Annotated in this window: 17 protein-coding genes; 7 read left to right on the top strand and 10 right to left on the bottom strand. The window is 67.7% G+C overall.

Annotated features, from left to right (window positions below):
* Positions 1-110: 110 nt before the first annotated feature.
* Positions 111-1,739, bottom strand: a complete 1,629-nt coding sequence (locus tag ISO16_RS15065) for a flavin-containing monooxygenase (RefSeq protein ID WP_072636513.1) — start codon at positions 1,737-1,739, stop codon at positions 111-113.
* A gap of 364 nt (positions 1,740-2,103) precedes the next feature.
* On the opposite strand from ISO16_RS15065, the gene ISO16_RS15060 reads away from it, so the two are divergent.
* A complete protein-coding gene (locus tag ISO16_RS15060) occupies positions 2,104-2,412 on the top strand; it encodes an EthD family reductase (protein WP_006934089.1) in 309 nt (102 codons plus the stop codon).
* Between the two features lie 70 nt (positions 2,413-2,482).
* On the opposite strand, the gene ISO16_RS15055 is transcribed toward ISO16_RS15060, so the two are convergent.
* The 7 genes from ISO16_RS15055 to ISO16_RS15025 all read right to left on the bottom strand — a co-directional run bounded on the left by ISO16_RS15055 (position 2,483) and on the right by ISO16_RS15025 (position 9,414).
* Positions 2,483-2,905: a nuclear transport factor 2 family protein gene (locus tag ISO16_RS15055; RefSeq protein ID WP_006934087.1), complete on the bottom strand. Its 423-nt coding sequence runs from the start codon at positions 2,903-2,905 to the stop codon at positions 2,483-2,485.
* Positions 2,906-2,937: 32 nt separating this feature from the next.
* Entirely contained in the window at positions 2,938-4,734 is a 1,797-nt protein-coding gene (locus ISO16_RS15050; RefSeq protein ID WP_072636512.1) for a flavin-containing monooxygenase, read from the bottom strand.
* A 25-nt stretch (positions 4,735-4,759) separates the two neighbouring features.
* Positions 4,760-5,602, bottom strand: a complete 843-nt coding sequence (locus tag ISO16_RS15045) for a mycofactocin-coupled SDR family oxidoreductase (RefSeq protein ID WP_029546539.1) — start codon at positions 5,600-5,602, stop codon at positions 4,760-4,762.
* Between the two features lie 40 nt (positions 5,603-5,642).
* On the bottom strand, positions 5,643-6,188 hold the full coding sequence (locus tag ISO16_RS15040) for an SgcJ/EcaC family oxidoreductase (RefSeq protein WP_006934081.1): 546 nt from the start codon (positions 6,186-6,188) through the stop codon (positions 5,643-5,645).
* 109 nt (positions 6,189-6,297) lie between these two features.
* Complete coding sequence (locus ISO16_RS15035) at positions 6,298-7,419, bottom strand: NDMA-dependent alcohol dehydrogenase (protein WP_072636511.1); 1,122 nt, start codon at positions 7,417-7,419, stop codon at positions 6,298-6,300.
* 280 nt (positions 7,420-7,699) lie between these two features.
* Positions 7,700-8,440 (bottom strand): FadR/GntR family transcriptional regulator, encoded by a 741-nt coding sequence (locus tag ISO16_RS15030; RefSeq protein WP_029546538.1) that lies wholly within the window; start codon positions 8,438-8,440, stop codon positions 7,700-7,702.
* Positions 8,441-8,628: 188 nt separating this feature from the next.
* Entirely contained in the window at positions 8,629-9,414 is a 786-nt protein-coding gene (locus tag ISO16_RS15025) for an enoyl-CoA hydratase/isomerase family protein (RefSeq protein ID WP_006934075.1), read from the bottom strand.
* Positions 9,415-9,640: 226 nt separating this feature from the next.
* On the opposite strand from ISO16_RS15025, the gene ISO16_RS15020 reads away from it, so the two are divergent.
* Positions 9,641-10,378, top strand: a complete 738-nt coding sequence (locus tag ISO16_RS15020) for a FadR/GntR family transcriptional regulator (protein ID WP_029546537.1) — start codon at positions 9,641-9,643, stop codon at positions 10,376-10,378.
* Positions 10,379-10,465: 87 nt separating this feature from the next.
* On the opposite strand, the gene ISO16_RS15015 is transcribed toward ISO16_RS15020, so the two are convergent.
* Positions 10,466-10,663: a ferredoxin gene (locus tag ISO16_RS15015; RefSeq protein ID WP_003938422.1), complete on the bottom strand. Its 198-nt coding sequence runs from the start codon at positions 10,661-10,663 to the stop codon at positions 10,466-10,468.
* 151 nt (positions 10,664-10,814) lie between these two features.
* Between ISO16_RS15015 and ISO16_RS15010 the strand changes: the two genes are divergently transcribed.
* From ISO16_RS15010 to ISO16_RS14995, 4 genes are all read left to right on the top strand, one after another.
* Positions 10,815-12,059: a cytochrome P450 gene (locus tag ISO16_RS15010; protein WP_006934071.1), complete on the top strand. Its 1,245-nt coding sequence runs from the start codon at positions 10,815-10,817 to the stop codon at positions 12,057-12,059.
* Between the two features lie 57 nt (positions 12,060-12,116).
* Positions 12,117-13,307, top strand: a complete 1,191-nt coding sequence (locus ISO16_RS15005; RefSeq protein ID WP_006934069.1) for an NAD(P)/FAD-dependent oxidoreductase — start codon at positions 12,117-12,119, stop codon at positions 13,305-13,307.
* A gap of 63 nt (positions 13,308-13,370) precedes the next feature.
* Positions 13,371-14,825: an aldehyde dehydrogenase gene (locus ISO16_RS15000; protein WP_029546536.1), complete on the top strand. Its 1,455-nt coding sequence runs from the start codon at positions 13,371-13,373 to the stop codon at positions 14,823-14,825.
* A 26-nt stretch (positions 14,826-14,851) separates the two neighbouring features.
* Positions 14,852-15,289, top strand: a complete 438-nt coding sequence (locus ISO16_RS14995) for a nuclear transport factor 2 family protein (protein WP_029546535.1) — start codon at positions 14,852-14,854, stop codon at positions 15,287-15,289.
* 62 nt (positions 15,290-15,351) lie between these two features.
* Here ISO16_RS14995 and ISO16_RS14990 read toward each other — a convergent pair whose 3' ends face one another.
* Positions 15,352-16,272 (bottom strand): SMP-30/gluconolactonase/LRE family protein, encoded by a 921-nt coding sequence (locus ISO16_RS14990; RefSeq protein WP_029546534.1) that lies wholly within the window; start codon positions 16,270-16,272, stop codon positions 15,352-15,354.
* Between the two features lie 223 nt (positions 16,273-16,495).
* On the opposite strand from ISO16_RS14990, the gene ISO16_RS14985 reads away from it, so the two are divergent.
* Positions 16,496-17,443 (top strand): alpha/beta hydrolase, encoded by a 948-nt coding sequence (locus ISO16_RS14985; protein WP_029546533.1) that lies wholly within the window; start codon positions 16,496-16,498, stop codon positions 17,441-17,443.
* Positions 17,444-17,449: the final 6 nt, after the last annotated feature.

Raw genomic sequence — 17,449 nt, 5'->3', positions numbered from 1 at the left:
GGCGCGAGATCCTCCCGCTCGGCGCGAGATCCACCCGCGCGACACGAACGACGCAGCGAAAAGCGCCGGGCGATCGCTGGTCGCGATCGCCCGGCGCGAGATCCGCCGCATCAGGCCAGGACGAATCCCTTGAAGTCGGCGTCCCGGACCTCATTCCACGTCTGCTCGTAGAGCACGATTCCGCCGGCGTACGGCATGAAGATCTGCGGCTTACCGGGCACATTCGCGCCGCGGTACCACGACCCGGACTCGCCCTGCGGCCACAGGGTCATGTTCGCGATCTCCTCGACCGTCTCGACCCACGCGTTCTGCGCTTCCTCGGTGGCCTCGATCGTGGTCAGTCCGTGCTCGCGCATGTGGTCCATGGTCTCGACCGTCCACTCGACGTGCTGCTCGATGGCGGTCACCATGTTCGACAGCACCGACGGGCTGCCGACGTTGGCGATGATGAACATGTTGGGGAATCCGGCGGTGCCCAGGCCGAGGTGCGTCTTCGGGCCCTCCTGCCACGCCTTCTGCAAGGGCAGGCCGCCCCGGCCGCGAATGTCGATCTGGGTGAACGCGCCGGTGAAGGCGTCGAATCCGGTGGCGAGAACGACGGCGTCGAACTCGTACTCGGTGCCGTCGGCCAGATGCATGCCGTGTGCGGTGAAGCTGTCGAGGGGCTTCTTGCGCAGGTCGACCATTTCGACGTTGTCGCGATTGAAGGTCTCGTACCAGTCGGTGCCGACGACGGGCCGCTTCGCTCCCATCGGGTAGCCGAACGGCTTGAGGCTGTCCGCGACGTCCGGGTCGTCGACGATCTCGTCGATCTTGGCCCGGATGAAGTCACACACCGAGTCGTTCGCCCGTTGGTCCACCATCAGGTCCGCGAAGGCGCCGAGGAAGGCGATTCCTCCTCCCTGCCAACGCTTCTCGTACTCGGCCCACCGCTCCTCGTCGCTGACGTCGAACGCGGCCTTAGGATTGTCGTCGCGGATGCAGCCGGCGGCGGCGGTCCGGCAGGCACGGCGTCGCTCGCGGTAGTTCGCCTTGACGTTCGCGACGAACTCCGGGTCGAGCTTGTGGTTGCGGGCGGGAATGACGAAGTTGGCGGTGCGCTGCAGCACGGTCAGCTTGCCGGCCTGCTTGGCGATCTCCGGGATGGCCTGCACACCGGAGGATCCGGTGCCGACAGCGGCGACCCGGAGACCGGTGAAGTCCACTCCCTCCTCCGGCCACTCGCTGGTGCGGTAGATCGGCCCCTGGAACTTGTCGAGGCCCGGGACGTCGACGTCCTTGGGGACCGACAGGCAGCCGACGGCCATGAGGCAGAACCGTGAAACGTACTCGTCGCCCTTGTCGGTGCGAACGTGCCACTTCTGCTCGCCCTCGTCGAAACGGGCTTCGGTGACGGTGGTTTCGAGACGGATGTCGCGGCGCAGGTCGAACCGGTCGGCGACGTGCGAGAGATACGCCTGCAGCTCGGGCTGCGACGGGTAGCGCTCGCTCCACTCCCACTCCTGCTCGAGTTCCTCGTCGAATCCGAACGAGTAGTCGTGGCTGTCCACGTCGCAGCGGGCGCCGGGGTAGCGGTTCCAATGCCAGGTGCCGCCGACCTCCTCGCCCTTGTCGAGCGCGACGGCGGTGTAACCGTGCCTGCGCAGCTTCCACAACAGGTACAGGCCTGCGAAGCCGGCGCCGACGACGACGGCGTCGACCTCGATTGCGGATGTTGAGGAGTTGGGGGTTGCAGTCATCGGATGACCTCTCTGACTGGGGGATTCGGTCGGATGTGCCGATGTCGCCGCCGGGCTCGCGGTTTCGGTGAGCCAGGCGGGAGCGCGGTGCGGCCGGATGGTCGTCCGCTCGCGGAAAAGTTTGTGACGGGTATCACTCTATCAATGCGAATGGATATAATCAAAGGTGTAGAGCGGATATATTTGGCGGGCGTCGTCGCGCCACCCCGTGTGCGGGGCCGTTCCACACCCCCGTGTGCGGGGCCGTTCCACACCCCCGTGTGCGGGGCTGTTCCACACCCCCGTGTGCGGGGCTGTTCCACACCCCCGTGTGCGGGGCTGTTCCACACGGAAATCTCCGAATCCACCATGGAAAGAGGTCGACATGTACCGACTCGTCGCCGCGTACAACCACCCCGAGGATCCCGAGAAGTTCCTCGAGCACTACCGCAACGTGCACTCCAAGCTCGCGCTGAAGCAGCAGGGGATCCGGAACTACGAATGGGGCGTGTGCTCCACCCCCGACGGCAGCACCCCGCCGCACTTCCTGGTCGCGGTGTGCGACTGGGACAGCAAGGAAGCCATGCTCGCCGACATGGCGTCTCCGGAAGGGCAGCAGGGCGCCGCCGACCTCGAGAACTTTGCGCAGGCCGGCGTCTCGTTCGACTTCTACGAGATCACCAAGGACATCTGAGCCGAGACATGCGACAGGGTGGGGACCGCGAAGTCCCCACCCTGCCGCATGTGCCGCTGCCGTGCTCCGGTCAGGCGTCGAAACCGTCCATCTGCGGCGTGGTGAGGCCGGTGATGATCCGCTCGGCGATCTTCCAGCCGTCGGCGGTGCGGACGTAGCGGTCCTCGTTGAGCGCGATTGCCTTGATGGCGGCGCCGTTCTTCATCTCCGCTTCGGAGAAGACGTAGTTCGTACCAGTGGCGTGGTCGTCGTCCTCGAAGTCGATGACGTGGTTGGTGATGATGTGGAACTGCTTGTCCACTGCCTGTGCGTCCCGCTCGAAGAAGTCGAGGATCTGCTCGTGCCCCTCGTACCGGGTCAGGCCGACGGCGCTGGCGTCCCACGCTCCGTCGGGTGCGAAGGCGGACAGTGCCTCCTTGGGGTCGAATCGATCGAGGCCACGGGCGTAGAGATGGGTGATGCGGATGATCTCGTTGATGTCGTCGGCGCGCATGTGTCGGTCTCCGATGTACTCGAGGTGCAGGGTCAGGGAACGGACGGCAGGTCGATGCCGTCCAGGTCGGCCTTGATCTGGAGAGCAAGGTACTTGTTGTAGATGCGGGCGAGGGTGAGATTGCCGCCGCTGAACCAGAATCCGTCGTGACCCGAACGTCGCCACACCGACCGGATCTCGCCCTCGTCGTCGAGACCCCAGACCGGTCCGCATTGGTCGGCGACGGCGTCGCCCAGGACGCGTCGGGCAGTGTCGAGGATGCCCCGGAACCCGGTGGCGAACACAACGCTGTCGGCGGGTACGACGGTGCCGTCCGACATGACCACTCCCTCGGGAACGAACCGTTCCACGGTCTTCCCTGCGACCAGTCCGATCGACCCGGCGGCGACGAGCCGGGACGCTCCGACGTCGATGTAGTAGCCGCCGTTCCGGGTGAGGAAGAGGTCCATCGCTCCGGTCCCGCCGTCGCCCAGGTGATGACGGAATCCCCGGGCGCTCAGGGCATCGAGCAGGTCGCGATCGATGTCGGCCATGGCCGCGACGGCGGTGCGCAGGCCGTCGACGAATCCCTGGTCCCGCCGCGCGAACGACGCACCGACGAGGTCGGCGATCTCGGTGGGCGCGGTGTTCTCGCCGTAGGCGGGTTTCAGCATGACGTCGACCACGGTGGTGCCGCCGACGACGTAGGTCGGACCCCGCTGGACGAGGGTCACGTGAGCGCCGGTGTTGTACAGGTCCTGGGCGATGTCGTGGCCGCTGTTCCCGGTGCCGATGACGACGACATCACGGCCGCTCCGTCGTGGGTCCGTCGTGTACCGGCCGGAATGCAGCAGCTCGCCCGCGAATTCTCCGGTCCCGGGGATGTCCGGTACGAGCGGCTCGGTGCCGCTCAGGCCGGTGGCCAGGACCACGTGCTGCGGGCGCAGCACCCGCCGTTCACCTCCGCGGTCGAGCAGCACCTCCCACCGCTTCGTCGCGGGATCGTACGAGGCGCTCACGAGTTCCGTGCGGGTCCACACGTTCAGTTCCAGGGCTCGGGCGTAGATGTCGAGCCAGTCGCCCATCTTGTCCTTCGGTGTGAACACCGGCCAGGTGGGTGGGAACGGCATCATCGGCAGATGGTTCGACCACACGGGGTCGTGCAGCACCAGCGAGTCGTAGCGGTTGCGCCAGTTGTCACCCACGCGCTCGTTGCGCTCGACGACGAGCGCGTGGACGTTCATCGCCCCGAGGTAGGCGGCGAGCCCGAGACCGGAATGTCCGGCGCCGATGACGAGGACCTCCGGATCCTGTTCGGTGCACTCGCTCGCGAGGAGCCGGCGGTCACCCCAGTGGGTGGTGACGCGTTCACCGGGTTCCGGGGCGCCGTTCGGACGGCGTTCTCCCACAGCCGGTTCGGCCCCGGAGAGACTGTCGAGCGTCGTCAGGACAGCCGTCGCGCGCCAGCGGCCCATGTCGTCCGGGGTCAGTCGCGCGACGCCACGGACGTGTCCGAACCGGATGGTGAGGCGGAAGAGCAGCTGCACGACCGGCGGGCCCTCGCCTGTCGGCAGCAGCGCCGGTGGCACGGAGGAATCGAGCGCTTCGTCGCGGACCTCGAGATCCGCCGCGCCGGTGAGCAGCGGGCGGATCGCCGATTCGCCGTGCAGGCTGCGCAGATCGCCGGTGAAGGCGAGCAGATCGCGCCACCACGCGTCGGTGGCGAGTGCGTCCGGGTAGTCGTCGGCGTTTCCCGATCGGAGCGCACCGGCGAAGTCCGCGAGCCAGCGTTCGGCGACCGCGTCGGGGTGGGCGGGATCGAGGCGCGGTGTGTCGAGTCGAGCAGTCATGTGGTCTCCCGTTCGTCCGGCCGGGTCAGCGGAGGGTGTAGCCGGCGTCGACCTTCAGTTCGGTGCCGGTGACGTACCGGGCCTCGTCGGAGGCCAGGTACAACACCGCGTTGGAGATGTCGATCGGCTCGATCCACGGCACGGGCAGGACGTTGGTGGTGGCGAAGACCGGTGCGGCCTGTTCCTGGGTGGGATGTTCGACGTCCGGGAGGAACAGCCGGAAGCAGGCCTCGTTGAGGATCATGTCCGTGGCGACGCCGGTGGGATGCACGGTGTTGACGCGGATGCCGTGCGGACCCAGTTCCAGTGCGAGCGTGCGCATCAGGCCGACCACGGCATGCTTGCTCGCGGTATAGGGCGCGACGTTCGGCGTGCCCTTCAGGCCGGCGGTGGAGCTGGTGATGACGATCGACCCCCCGGTGCCCTGTTCGATCAGGTGCGGGGTGACGGCCTTGCACGTGTGCCACACGCCCTTGAGATTAATGTCGAGGACATCGTCCCAGTCGCGTTCGCTCACCAGGTGTGTCTCGTCGCCGAAGAGGAAGATGCCGGCGTTGGCGGCGACGATGTCGATCCGGCCGAGCTCGGCGATGCCCTCGTCGACCACGGCTTTGACGGCGTCGAAGTTACGGACGTCGGCCTTGCGGGCGATGATCCGGCGATCGAGTGCCTCCACGGCGCGCACCGTCTCGGCCAGGTCGTCCTCGGTGGCGCCGGGGTAGAAGCGGGTGACGCTCTCGATGTCCTCGGCCACATCGAGAGCGACGATGTCGGCGCCCTCCTCGGCGAGGCGGATCGCATGGCTGCGTCCCTGGCCGCGGGCCGCGCCCGTGATGAAAGCGACCTTACCTGCTACCCGTCCTGTCATAGCTGCTCCTTCGGGGGCCGCCGACGGGCCCGATCCGCCGTCAGCGGTAGGTGTTCCAGGTGGGAGCCGACTCCGGATAGTCGGCCTCGGTGTATCGGGTCTGGGGCCACCGAATCCGTTTGGTGGTACGGAAACTCGAGCCCATCGACTCGAACGGTACCGCGTACATGAACGACACGGCGCGTCTTTCGAAAAGCCAGGTGCCGTCCCGGCGCACGTATCGGTCGCGGTACCGGAACGCGGTCATCATCAGGGTGTCGTGGACCGCGAGTTCGGCATGGCCGGTCATGATTCCGCTTGCGTGCGAGTCGTCTTCGATCGTGACGAGGTGGATCTCGGGTGTGTGCAGCATGGTGTGGTAACGGTCCATGCTGGAGACGTAGAAGGGGCGGATCTGCTCACGGCCGCGCAGCTCGGTGCCGGCGACCTCGAAGACACCGTCCTCGGTGAACATCGACAGCACGGTATCGATGTCGTGGTCGTCGACGGCCAGGGCGTAACGTCCGGCCAGGTCCCGGATCTCGTCCTTGGCGACGAGGCGGCTCAGGGCGGCGGAATCGAGGTCCGCGAGTTTCGAGGCAGTCATCGGCTCTGTTCCTGTCGGAGGTACACGGATCGGGCCGGGACGGAGTGTGGACCCCCGTCCCGGCCCGTGCGCCGGGCGCGAACACTCCCGGGGAATCGCGTGTGCCGATCTAGTCGTCGTACATGATGACGCCGCGAATGTTCTTGCCCTCGCGGAGATCCTTGAACGCGGTGTTGATGTCCTCGAGCTTGTAGGTCTTGGTGACCAGCTCGTCGAGCTTGAACTCGCCACGGCGGTACATGTCGGCGATGAGCGGGATGTCGCGGCGCGCCGTCGTGGTGCCGTACAGGGTGCCCTGCAGGCGCTTGCCCGACATCGCGAAGGTGAACAGGTCGAACGGCACGTCGCGCTGGGTGACGGGAGCGGCGGCGGTGAGCACCAGGGTGCCGCCGCGGCGGGTCATCTCCTGCGCCGGGTTGAGCAGGTGCCCGTAGGCGATGTCGACGGTGATGATGACGACGTCGGCGCCCTGCCCCTCGGTGAGCTGGTCGACGACCTCTCGGCACTGTTCGAAGTTCTCGGTGGTGTGGGTGGCACCGAAGATCTTGGCCTGGTCGCGCTTGTGCTCGACGGGGTCGATCGTGACGATGTTCTTGGCGCCCTTGTGCCGGGCGCCCTGGACCGCGTTCATGCCCACACCGCCGGTGCCGATGACGACGACGGTGTCCCCGAGCTGGATGTCGGCCGCATAGACGGACGAGCCCCAGCCGGTGGGGACGCCGCAGCCGATCAGTGCGGCCTTGTCGAGCGGGATGTCCTTGCCGATCTTGACGCACGAGTCGATGTTGACCACGACGTACGGGGAGAAGGTGCCGAGGTAGGAGAACGGGCCGACGCCCTGGCCCCGGGCGTGGACGCGGTGGGTGCCGTCGGGGGCGAAGCCGCCGAGCACCCCGGCGCCCATCTCGCACATGTTGGAACGGCCGATGGTGCACATCTTGCAGTGGCCACAGGACGGCAGGAAGGACAGGACGACGTGGTCGCCGACCTCGAAGCCGGTGACGTCGGGGCCGAGCTCCTCGATCACGCCCGCACCTTCGTGCCCGCCGATGATCGGCGCCCAGTCGAGGGGGATGTCGCCGGTGTCGACGTGGTCGTCGCTGTGGCAGATGCCGGAGGCGGCGAGCTTGACCCGCACCTCCCGGCTCTTCGGGGGATCGATCTCGATTTCCTCGACGCTCCAACCGGACCGGGTTCCCGGCTCCCACAGCAGCGCTCCGATGGTCTTCATGGCTTCTCCTCGTGACGAACGGGGGTGAAGGCGCGAGCGGCGGCCGGCGTAGGGCGCCGGCACGGGCTCGACGGTGTTGATCGCTATGCATGCATGTGATCGCTATCACCATAACCATATGCATGGATATAAGCAATAGCGGTGTCGTCGGAGGTCGCCGGACCTCGGGAACCGGGCCGCCGGTCGCGAATCGGCCCGGAAACACGGCGGGCCCGCGCCGAGACGATGCTCGGTGCGGGCCCGCGGGGTCCGTGTCGCCGGACGGCGGCGACAGTGGTGTTCAGCCGCCGAGCGCCTGGTTCCAGGGCAGGACCTGGCTCAGGAGTTCGGGGAACTTGCGCTCGGCGTACCGGACGTATTCGTTGATGTGGTCGCGCATCCGGTCCTCGGACAGGTCCGCGTCGTGCGAATGCAGCGCCTCGTAGATCTGGATGTGCGCCTTGAGGGTCGTCTCCCGCAGCGGGGCGGGGTGGTCGACGCCCATCACCGTGCCGCCGGTGATCCGCAGCAGCGCGTCCGTCAGGTAGCCGAAGAGCGCGTTGCCGGTGGACCAGGCGATGACGTCGTGGAACTGCTTGTTCGTCTCGAGGAACGTGTCGATGTCCGCCGTGTCGAACGACTGCTGCATGCGGTCGACGGACTGCTTGAGCTCGAGCAGGTTCTCGTCGCTGATCCGCTCGGCGGCCAGGCGGCAGATGACGGGCTCGAGGGCGGTGCGGGCCTCCACGATCGTGCTGAGCGAGGCGTTCTGGAGCTGCATCAGCAGGATGATGGTGCTCGCCAGATGGGACGCGTCCGGATCGAGGAGGACGGGACCGCCCTTGGGCCCCGGCTTGAGGGCGATCATCCCCTGGAACTCCAGCAGCCGCAGTCCCTCACGGAGGGTGCCGCGGCCGATCTGGTACTCCTCGAGCATCGCCTTCTCCGGGGGCAGCAGGTCCCCGGGCTGCAGACCTTTTCGCGCCGTATCCCGGACGATCTGCTGGGCGACCACCAGCGATGTCTTCGGGCCTCTCGACATTGCAGCCACGGAACCTCCTTAGCCTCGTGGCCTCCTGACTTCCGGGAAGCGGAGGCTGTCACGGCGCAGCGGGTGCTCGCCGTGTCGGCGGATCGGGCGGGCAACTTCCCCGGACGATCCGAATTGTGCACTGTACTCATTGTGCACGCGATTGTGCACATTGATGTGCACCATTATCGAACGTGTGCCTATTCGGCGGGCGGGAACTGCGGCTTACGCTTTTCCAGAAAGGCCTGCGCACCCTCGATCATGTCGGCGCTGCCGATCGCCTGGACGAGCATGCCGAGCCCGTTGCTGAACGAGTCCCGGGCGGAGTTCCACCAGATGTTCGAGCTGACCTTGGTGATCTCGAGGTAGCGCGGGCTCAGGGCCTCGAACTCGCGGCACAGCGAGCGGACGGATTCCTCGAGAAGCTCGTCGTCGACCACCTCGTTCACCAGTCCCATCTCGTAGGCGCGTTCCGCCGGGTAGCGCCGGCACAGCAGCGACAGTTCCTTGGCGCGCTTCTCGCCGATCTGGACCCCCATCACGTTCGTGGCGCCGCTGACCGGAGAGCTGCCGACGCGGGGACCCGTCTGACCGAATGTCGCCGAGCGGGCGGCGACGGCGAGATCGCAGGCCACCACCAGTTCGTTGCCGCCACCTGCCGCGGCACCGTTGACGGCCGCGACGACCGGGCGGGGACAGGTGCGGATCGCGTCGAAGAGTTCGAGCGATGAACGGTAGAGACCCCGCAATTCCTTGACGGTGGGCTGGCTGAGCTGGCCGAGCGAGCCGCCGGCGCAGAAGCTTCCCCCCGATCCGGTGATGACCACCGAGCGGTACTCGGTGGCCTCGTGGAGCGCGTCGACCATGACAGCGCACATCTCGGCGTCGAAGGCGTTGCGGCGCTCGGGCCGGTTGAGCCGGATCCACAGGCTGGAGTCGACGGATTCGAGAACGACGCTCGTGGTGGTGGAGGTGGGGCTGCTCATGGGAACTCCTTCGGTCGAGGTTCACGGTTCGGCTCGGCGGGGTACGAGAGAGGCGGGGTATGGGAGGGGCTGGGGCCGGCGGGAGTGTCTCTGCGCCGGTAAGGAGCCAAGACACGAACTGTACGTTATAATCGTTAGCATTATTTTGGCCCGTCGGGAAGTGGGGGAGTGTCCGATCCGGACAGAGTTCCCGAACCGGCAGGTGCTCTCGGGAGGAGAAGGCGCGATGATCACAGGACGGGCGCCGAAAGCTGCCATGGTGGTGGCGCAGCACATCATCAGGGACGCGACCAGGCAAAACCTGGCGGCGGGCGATCTGCTGCCGTCGGAGCGGGTCATGCTCGAGAAGTACGAGATCGGCCGCGGCACGCTGCGGGAAGCCCTGCGGCTGTTGGAGTTTCAGGGGGTGATCGCCCTCAAGCCCGGCCCCCGGGGCGGGCCGGTGATACTGGATCCCGATGCGTCCCACCTCGCGAGTTCGCTCATCCTTCTCATGCAGCTCAAGGACGCGCCGTTCAGTGTCATCATCGAGGCGCGCACCGCCCTCGAGCCGATGATCAGCCGCCTGGCTGCCCAGCGCATCAGCGGGGAGACACTGGTCGAGCTCAAGGAGACCATCGACCGGATGCACGGTTCGCTCGGCGATCAGCACGAGTTCCTCGAGGCGAACAAGAACTTCCACGATCTGATCGCCTGGTCCTCGGGCAATCCGCTGTTCGGGTACATGGTCGATTCGCTGCTCGGAATCATGGACGGCACTGCGATCGGGATCGACTACCCACCGCACCGGCGCGAGGCGATCATCGTCGCGCACACCCAGATCTACGAGTCGCTCTCGCAGGGGGACCCGATCGGATCCGAGGAACGCATGCGCGACCACATCAACGCCTACCGGAGGTACGCGCAGCGCAAGTACCCCGACCTGCTCGAACAGGTCATCCAGTGGGACCGCGCCCTGGGCTGAGGCGCACGGCCGCACACGGAGGAAGGGGCCCCGGGTCGAACCCGGGGCCCCTTCCTCCGTCGTGTGCCGGCCGCTCGGAAGGCGTCGTCACTCGGTGACGACGGAGATCGCACGCTCGGGGCAGGACGCGGCGGCCTCGCGTGCGGCGTGCTCGTTGGCCGGGTCGTCGCCCCCGGGCAGGACGTACGCGTGGCCGTCCTCCTCGCGCAGCGCGAAGACCTGCGGGGAGGTCATGAAGCACAGCCCGTGGCCCTGGCAGTGGTTCTCGTCGACAACAACCTTCATCGGTCGCTCCTTCCGTCATCCGGATATCGAGGATGCCAGCTCGTTGAACATTTGATTTGATAGCCGGGCTGGCGGTGTGATCTACACTACTATATCATCTGTTATAACCATTAGCAGGAGATGCCCGATCCGACGCAGGAGGGTCCACGCGATGGACAGCCGCAATCGTTGCCCCGTCATCAACTTCGACCACAATTCGCAGGAGCACTCTGCCGATCCGGTCGCCTCGTACCGCAAGGTCCGCCAGAACGAGCGAGTCGCCTGGACGGAGGCGCACGGCGGGTACTGGGTGCTCAGCGACTACGACTCGGTCTTCGAAGCCGCCCGTGACGACGAGACGTTCTCGTCCGCGCGCAACGAATATGGGGGAGAGGGCCTTTCGGTCGTCATCCCGAAGACGCCGATGCACTTCCACATCCCCATCGAGCTCGATCCCCCGGAGTTCCGCAAGTACCGCAAGATCGTCAACCCGATCACCGCGCCCGCGGCCGTCGAGCGGATGAAGGCGCTCGTCGACCGCCACACCGCCGGGTTCATCGACAGCGTGATCGAGGACGGGCAGTGTGACCTCACCTCGGTCATCTCGGTTCCCTCCATCGTGACGGTGGACTGGCTCGGTCTCGACCTCGCCGACTGGAAGCGCTATTCCCACGCGCACCACCAGGCGCTCGCCGGCATTCCGGGAAGTGACGACTACCGCCACGCGATGGAGGTCGACTTCCCGTACCTGGGCGACCGCATGCGCGAGACCATCCGGGCCCGTCGCGAGAACCCCACCGACGACATCATCAGCTACCTCGTGCAGCAGGAGGTCGACGGTCGTCCGCTCAACGACTTCGAGATGTACTCGATCGTCGATCTGCTGCTCGCCGGCGGTGTCGGTACCACCGCGTCCCTGGTGAGCCAGGCGCTGGTGTGGCTCGCCGAGCACCCGGCCGTGCGGCAGCGGCTCATCGACGATCCGAGCCTGATGGACCACGCCGTCGAGGAGTTCCTGCGGTACTTCTCGCCCACTCAGGCGCTCGCCCGGACCGTCACCAAGGACACCGAGTTCCAGGGCTGCCCCATGAAGAAGGGCGATCGGGTGCTGCTGTCCTGGTCGTCGGCCAATCGCGACGAGAAGCTCTTCGACAACCCGGACGAGATCGACATCGAACGGTGGCCGAACCGGCACACCGCATTCGGAATCGGCGTACACCGTTGCGCCGGATCGCATCTCGGCCGCTACATGTCCAAGACGCTCATCACCCAGATTCTCGAGCGGATGCCCGACTACGAGGTGGACTTCTCCGCGCTCGAGCGGTACCCGCATCAGGGCACCAACATGGGCTGGCAGCGGATCCCGGCCACCTACACGCCGGGCCCGCGCGTGCTGTCGGACTACACCTTGTACTGAGTTGTACCGAGCGCACCCACCGCACCATCCGATTCATCGACAGGACAGGGGAACGCCGTGTTCAACGGCCGAAGAATCGTCGTCGTCGGCGGCGGCCTCGCCGGGCTCCGCACGTGTGAGGCGTTGCGCGCCGAAGGCTTCGACGGCGAGCTCGAGCTGATCTGTTCCGAGCCCACCCCGCCGTACGACCGCCCGCCGCTGAGCAAGTCCGCACTCCTCGAGGCGCAGGACACCACGTTCGACGTCGACTACGCGGCGCTCGGCGTCGAACTGCGCCTCGGTGTCCGGGCCCGGGCGCTCGACACCGCAGCCCGGGCGGTGCACACCGATGCCGGCGCACATTCCTACGACGCGCTGGTCGTCGCGACCGGGGCGGCCCCGGTCTCGCTGCCCGGGGCGGGCCGGCAACTCGTGCTCCGCACCGCCGCGGACGCCGAGCGTCTCCGCGCCGAGCTGCGCCCGGGAGCCCGCGTCGTTCTCGTCGGTGCCGGCTGGATCAACGCCGAGATCGCCACGACCGCACTGTCTCTCGGCTGCTCGGTCACCTGCGTGGAAGCCGGGTCCCGGCCGCTCGCGGGTCCGCTGGGCGCGCAGGTCGCCGAACGGCTGCGATCGTGGTGGGACGGAGTCGATCTGCGCTGCGGCACCGGCGTCGGCGAGGTCACGACAGACGGGCTGACACTGGACGACGGCACCGCACTGCCGGCGGACGTCGTCGTCACCGGTATCGGAGTGCGGCCCGACGTGGGCTGGCTGACCGGATCGGGACTCGAGATCGATCGCGGGGTCGTCGTCGACGAGTCGCTGCGAACCGCCGACCCGGCGGTGTTCGCCGTCGGAGACGTCGCGATGCGCTGGTCGCCCCGGTTCGGGACGCGACTCGGGGGTGAACACTGGGACGAGGCGCGCACCGGGCCGGCGACGGTCGCCGGCGCGCTCCTGCGACCGCAGTCGCCGCCCGTCTTCGACCCGGTCCCGTACTTCTGGAGCGACCAGTTCGGACACAAAATCCAATTCGTCGGACACAGAAGCGAATCCGACGATATGGTGTTCCGCGAGGGTGCGGACGGCAAGTGGGGTGCGGCCTGGTTCGATGCCGCCGGGCAGCTCACCGCGCACCTGAGCGTCGATTCCCCCCGGCACATGGTGCAGGCCCGCATGGCGATCGACCGCCGTGTCGTCGTGGATCCGGACGAGATCCGGGATCTGTCGGCGCCCCTGCAGGCGCCGGCCCCGGCAGCGAAGTAGTACTCCCATCCCATCCAGCGAGTCGCCGTGGCGAGAGTCCGCGGTCGAGTGGAGGAACACAGCATGACCACAGCCACTCCCATCCAGCTGAAGAGCTACGACAAGCTGTTCATCGGCGGATCGTGGGTCGAGCCGTCCAGCGACGCGGTGATCGAGGTGATCTCCCCGATCAACGGCGAGGTCATCGCGACCGTGCCCGAGGCGCGCGAGGCGGACATGGACCGCGCCGTCGCGGCGGCGCGCAAGGCGTTCGACGAAGGTCCCTGGCCGCGGATGACGCCCGCCGAGCGGGCGGAGATCCTCGTGCGCGTCGGGAACGAGGTGAAGAAGCGCATCCCCGAGATGGCCGAGGCCTTCACCCTCGAACTGGGCGCCCCCGCAGCGGTTTCCACTCTGTTCCACCAGAACGCCGTCGACATGTGGGACGACGCGGCCACGTTCCACGAGCGCTTCGCGTTCGAGGAGGAGCGCACCTGGAAGGGCGGGCACGGCAAGATCGTGCGTGAGCCCATCGGTGTCGTCGCGGTCGTGGTCCCGTGGAACGGTCCGGTTGCGACCGGCTCGCTGAAGATCTCGCCCGCACTCGCCGCGGGCTGCACGGTGGTGCTCAAGCCGGCCCCGGAGGGCCCCGTCACGATGATGATGCTGGCCGAGGCGCTCGACGCCGCCGGTCTGCCCGAAGGCGTCATCAGCGTCGTGCCGGCAGGACGGGAGGTGGGTGACTACCTCGTCAGCCACCCGGACGTCGACAAGATCAGCTTCACCGGCAGCACGGCGGCCGGCCGCGTCGTCATGAGCCGGGCCGCCGAGCGGATCAAGCGGGTCACCCTCGAGCTGGGCGGCAAGTCTGCCGCGATCATCGCCGACGACATCGACCTGGACACCTTCCTGCCCGGCATGGTGTTCGGCGGCATCGGTCACTCGGGGCAGGTCTGCGCCGCCCTCACCCGCATCATCGTCCCGCGCGAGCGCCAGGAGGAGGTCGTCGAGGCGATCAAGGCGGTGATGGAGAGCGTGAAGGTCGGTGATCCCCGTGACGAGGACACTGTCCTCGGCCCCCTGGCCGCCGAGCGTCAGCAGACGCGGGTGCTCGACTACATCGAGATCGGCAAGAAGGAGGGTGCCCGTCTGGTGACCGGTGGCGGCAAGCCCGCCCACCTCGACCGCGGGTGGTACGTCGAACCGACCCTGTTCGCGGACGTCTCCAACGACATGCGCATCGCGCAGGAGGAGATCTTCGGGCCTGTGCTGGTGGTCATTCCGTTCGATTCGATCGACGAGGCCGTCGCCATCGCCAACGACTCGGACTACGGCCTCTCCGGCTCCGTCTACGCGAGGGACGAAGAGCTGGCCCAGAGCATCGCGCGACGGGTGCGCACCGGCCAGATCTCCGTCAACGGCTACGCGATGTGCGTCGTGCAGCCCTTCGGCGGCTACAAGCAGTCCGGTCTCGGCCGCGAGGGCGGCATCGAGGGCTTCGACGCGTTCTTCGAAACCAAGCTGATCCAGCTTCCCTGACCCACGACGAAAGCGAAGGACCCGATATGACTGCGGTTTCTCCCGATCTCGCGCGCCGCGCGGAGGACGTGATGTACGCGTACGCGACCGCCGTGGACGAGGGCGACCTCGACGCCCTGCGCGCGCTGATCACCGACGACGTCTCGATCACCCAGAACGGCAAGGAGGATGCGGGCCCGGAGGAGTTCCTCGGCGTCTACCGTGCCTTCGCCGAGTCCGGCGCGGAGTTCTCCCGCCACGCGATCACCAACGTCCGCGTGTCCGACGAGGGCGACGGCCGGGTACGGGTCGACGCGTACTTCGAGGCCACGGTGGCCGGCCCCGAGGGCACGCAGCGGCTGTACGGGCGTTACGCCGACACGTTCGCCGAGCGTGAAGGGACACTGCTCATCGAACGCAAGCGCATCACCGTGGACCGCGTGCTGGACCAGCCGGCCTCCGCGGCGGCGTACGCGCCGTACTGATCGAACGGGAAAGGGCGGCGATTCGACGAATCGCCGCCCTTTCCCATGTCCTGGGGGCCGTCCTACGGGCGACCGCCGTGGGTGGCGCCGACGCGGGTGGCGAGCAGGCTCGCGTCGCGCGTGTGACGACGGGCGGCCTCCGAGGAGTTCGGCGCGGCACAGGCGTAGAGGGTGTTGCCCTCCGGGCCGCCGAGCATGCACGCGAACACCCCGGTCGGGAACACGACCTCGCCGGTGATCGCGCCACCCTCCTCGACGCGGATGACCCGCCGGTTGAGGGCGTCGGCGACCCACACCGCACCGTCGCTGTCGAGGCAGATGCCGTCCGGCGCGACCGCCGCGGCGCTCATCGCGGCCTTGACGGAGTCGGTGGGCAGGTCCGGACCGAACGCGGCCCAGGTGCGCTGCCCGCCGAGCCGGCCGTCGGAACCGATGTCGAACGCAGTCAGCTTGTTGCCCATGCTTTCCGCGACGATCAGCGTGCCGGTGGGGGTGATCACCATGCCGTTGGGGAAGCGGAGATCCGAGGCCTCGACGGTGAAGGACCCGTCGGGCGCGACACGGATCAGGTTGGCCGGCGCGATCGGGGTGTCGCGCTTGAACTCGAAGCCGAAACTGCCCACGTACGCGGTGCCGTCCTCGGCGACCACCATGTCGTTGAGTTTGCCGGTGGCGACCGACGAGAGGTCGGCGTGGACGACGATCTCGCCGTCGTGCTCGCGGCGCATGATCCGCCCGGACTCCATCGCGGTGATCAGCAGGCGGCCGTCGGGCAGCCAGCCGAGGCCGGACGGCTCGTCGCCGGGGAGGGTGGCCTCGACGGTCACCGCACCGTCGGCGCCGATCGAGATCACCTCGTGCCGATAGAGATCCGAGACCCATACCCGTCCGTCGTGCCAGCGGGGGCACTCGAGGAAGGCACGGTCGGAGACGACGGTGTCGATGGGGCTCTGCAGCGCGGTGTCCTGGTTTCCGGCAGTCATGGTCGGTGGCCTTCCGTAGTAGATGCGGGGAGATGCCCCCGGAACTCTCGCTTCCAAGCTAGACCAATCATGCGCATAGATAAAGGCCCTAGCGCGCCGGTATTGCAAATAATCATGCGTATGGTTATGGTGATGTGCATCACTCGCTGGGCGCCGACTCTGCGCATCCGATCGGGAGTCGTCGACGTCTGTCGAAACCCATGCCGCACACGAAGGAGATGCCATGGCCCTCGACCCGGCCACCACCGCGTTTCTTGCCGAGATGGCGAAGGCAGGCGGTCCGCCCCTGCACGAAATGGCCCCGCAGGAGGCCCGCGCCATGAGCGAAGGCTTCACGCCGCTCTACGGCGACGGCCCGGAGATGACCCGGGTGGAAAACCGCACCGTGCCGACTCCGGACGGTCACCAGCTGCCGATCCGGCTCCTGGTGCCGACCGACAACGCCCGCGGCGTCATCGCCTACCTGCACGGTGGGGGCTGGGTGGTCGGGAGCCTCGACGGGTACGACACGCTCGGCCGTCAGCTCGCCGAGCGCACCGGCTGCGTCGTCGCCCTCGTCGACTACCGGCTCGCGCCCGAGCACGTGTTCCCGTCCGCCGCCGACGACGCGTGGACCGCGGTGCAGTGGCTCGCGGCGAACCGTGCCACCTACGCGGCCGCGGACGCCCCGCTGATCGTGGGCGGTGACAGTGCCGGCGGCAACCTCGCCGCGGTGGTCGCGCAGCGCGCCGCCCGGGAGAACGGTCCCGAACTCGCCCTGCAGTTCCTCGCCTACCCCGTCATCGACTGCGACTTCGACACACCCAGTTACCTCGACCCCGCGAATGAGCTCATGCTCACCCGGGACGCAATGGTGTGGTTCTGGGACCTGTACGTGCCCGAGGCGAAGGACCGCACCCGCTGGGAGGTCGCCCCGATCAACGCGAAATCGTTCGATGGTGTCGCCCCGGCCGCGGTGCTGATCGCCGAGCACGACGTCCTGCACGACGAGGGCCGCAAGTACGCGCAGGCGCTCCGCTCGGCCGGAGTGCCACTGCGCGAGAAGGTGTTCACCGGGCAGATGCACGGATTCTTCCAGTTCGTGAACATCCTGCCGGGCGCGAAGGACGGCATGGACTACGTCGTCGAGGCGGTCGAGGACGTGCTCGCCGGCGCGGACATCGCCCGATGAGCCCCG

It is taken from the genome of Rhodococcus sp. M8, from assembly GCF_015654185.1.
GTDB classification, from domain to species: domain Bacteria; phylum Actinomycetota; class Actinomycetes; order Mycobacteriales; family Mycobacteriaceae; genus Rhodococcus; species Rhodococcus aetherivorans.
This window is presented reverse-complemented; position numbering and strand designations above follow the sequence as displayed.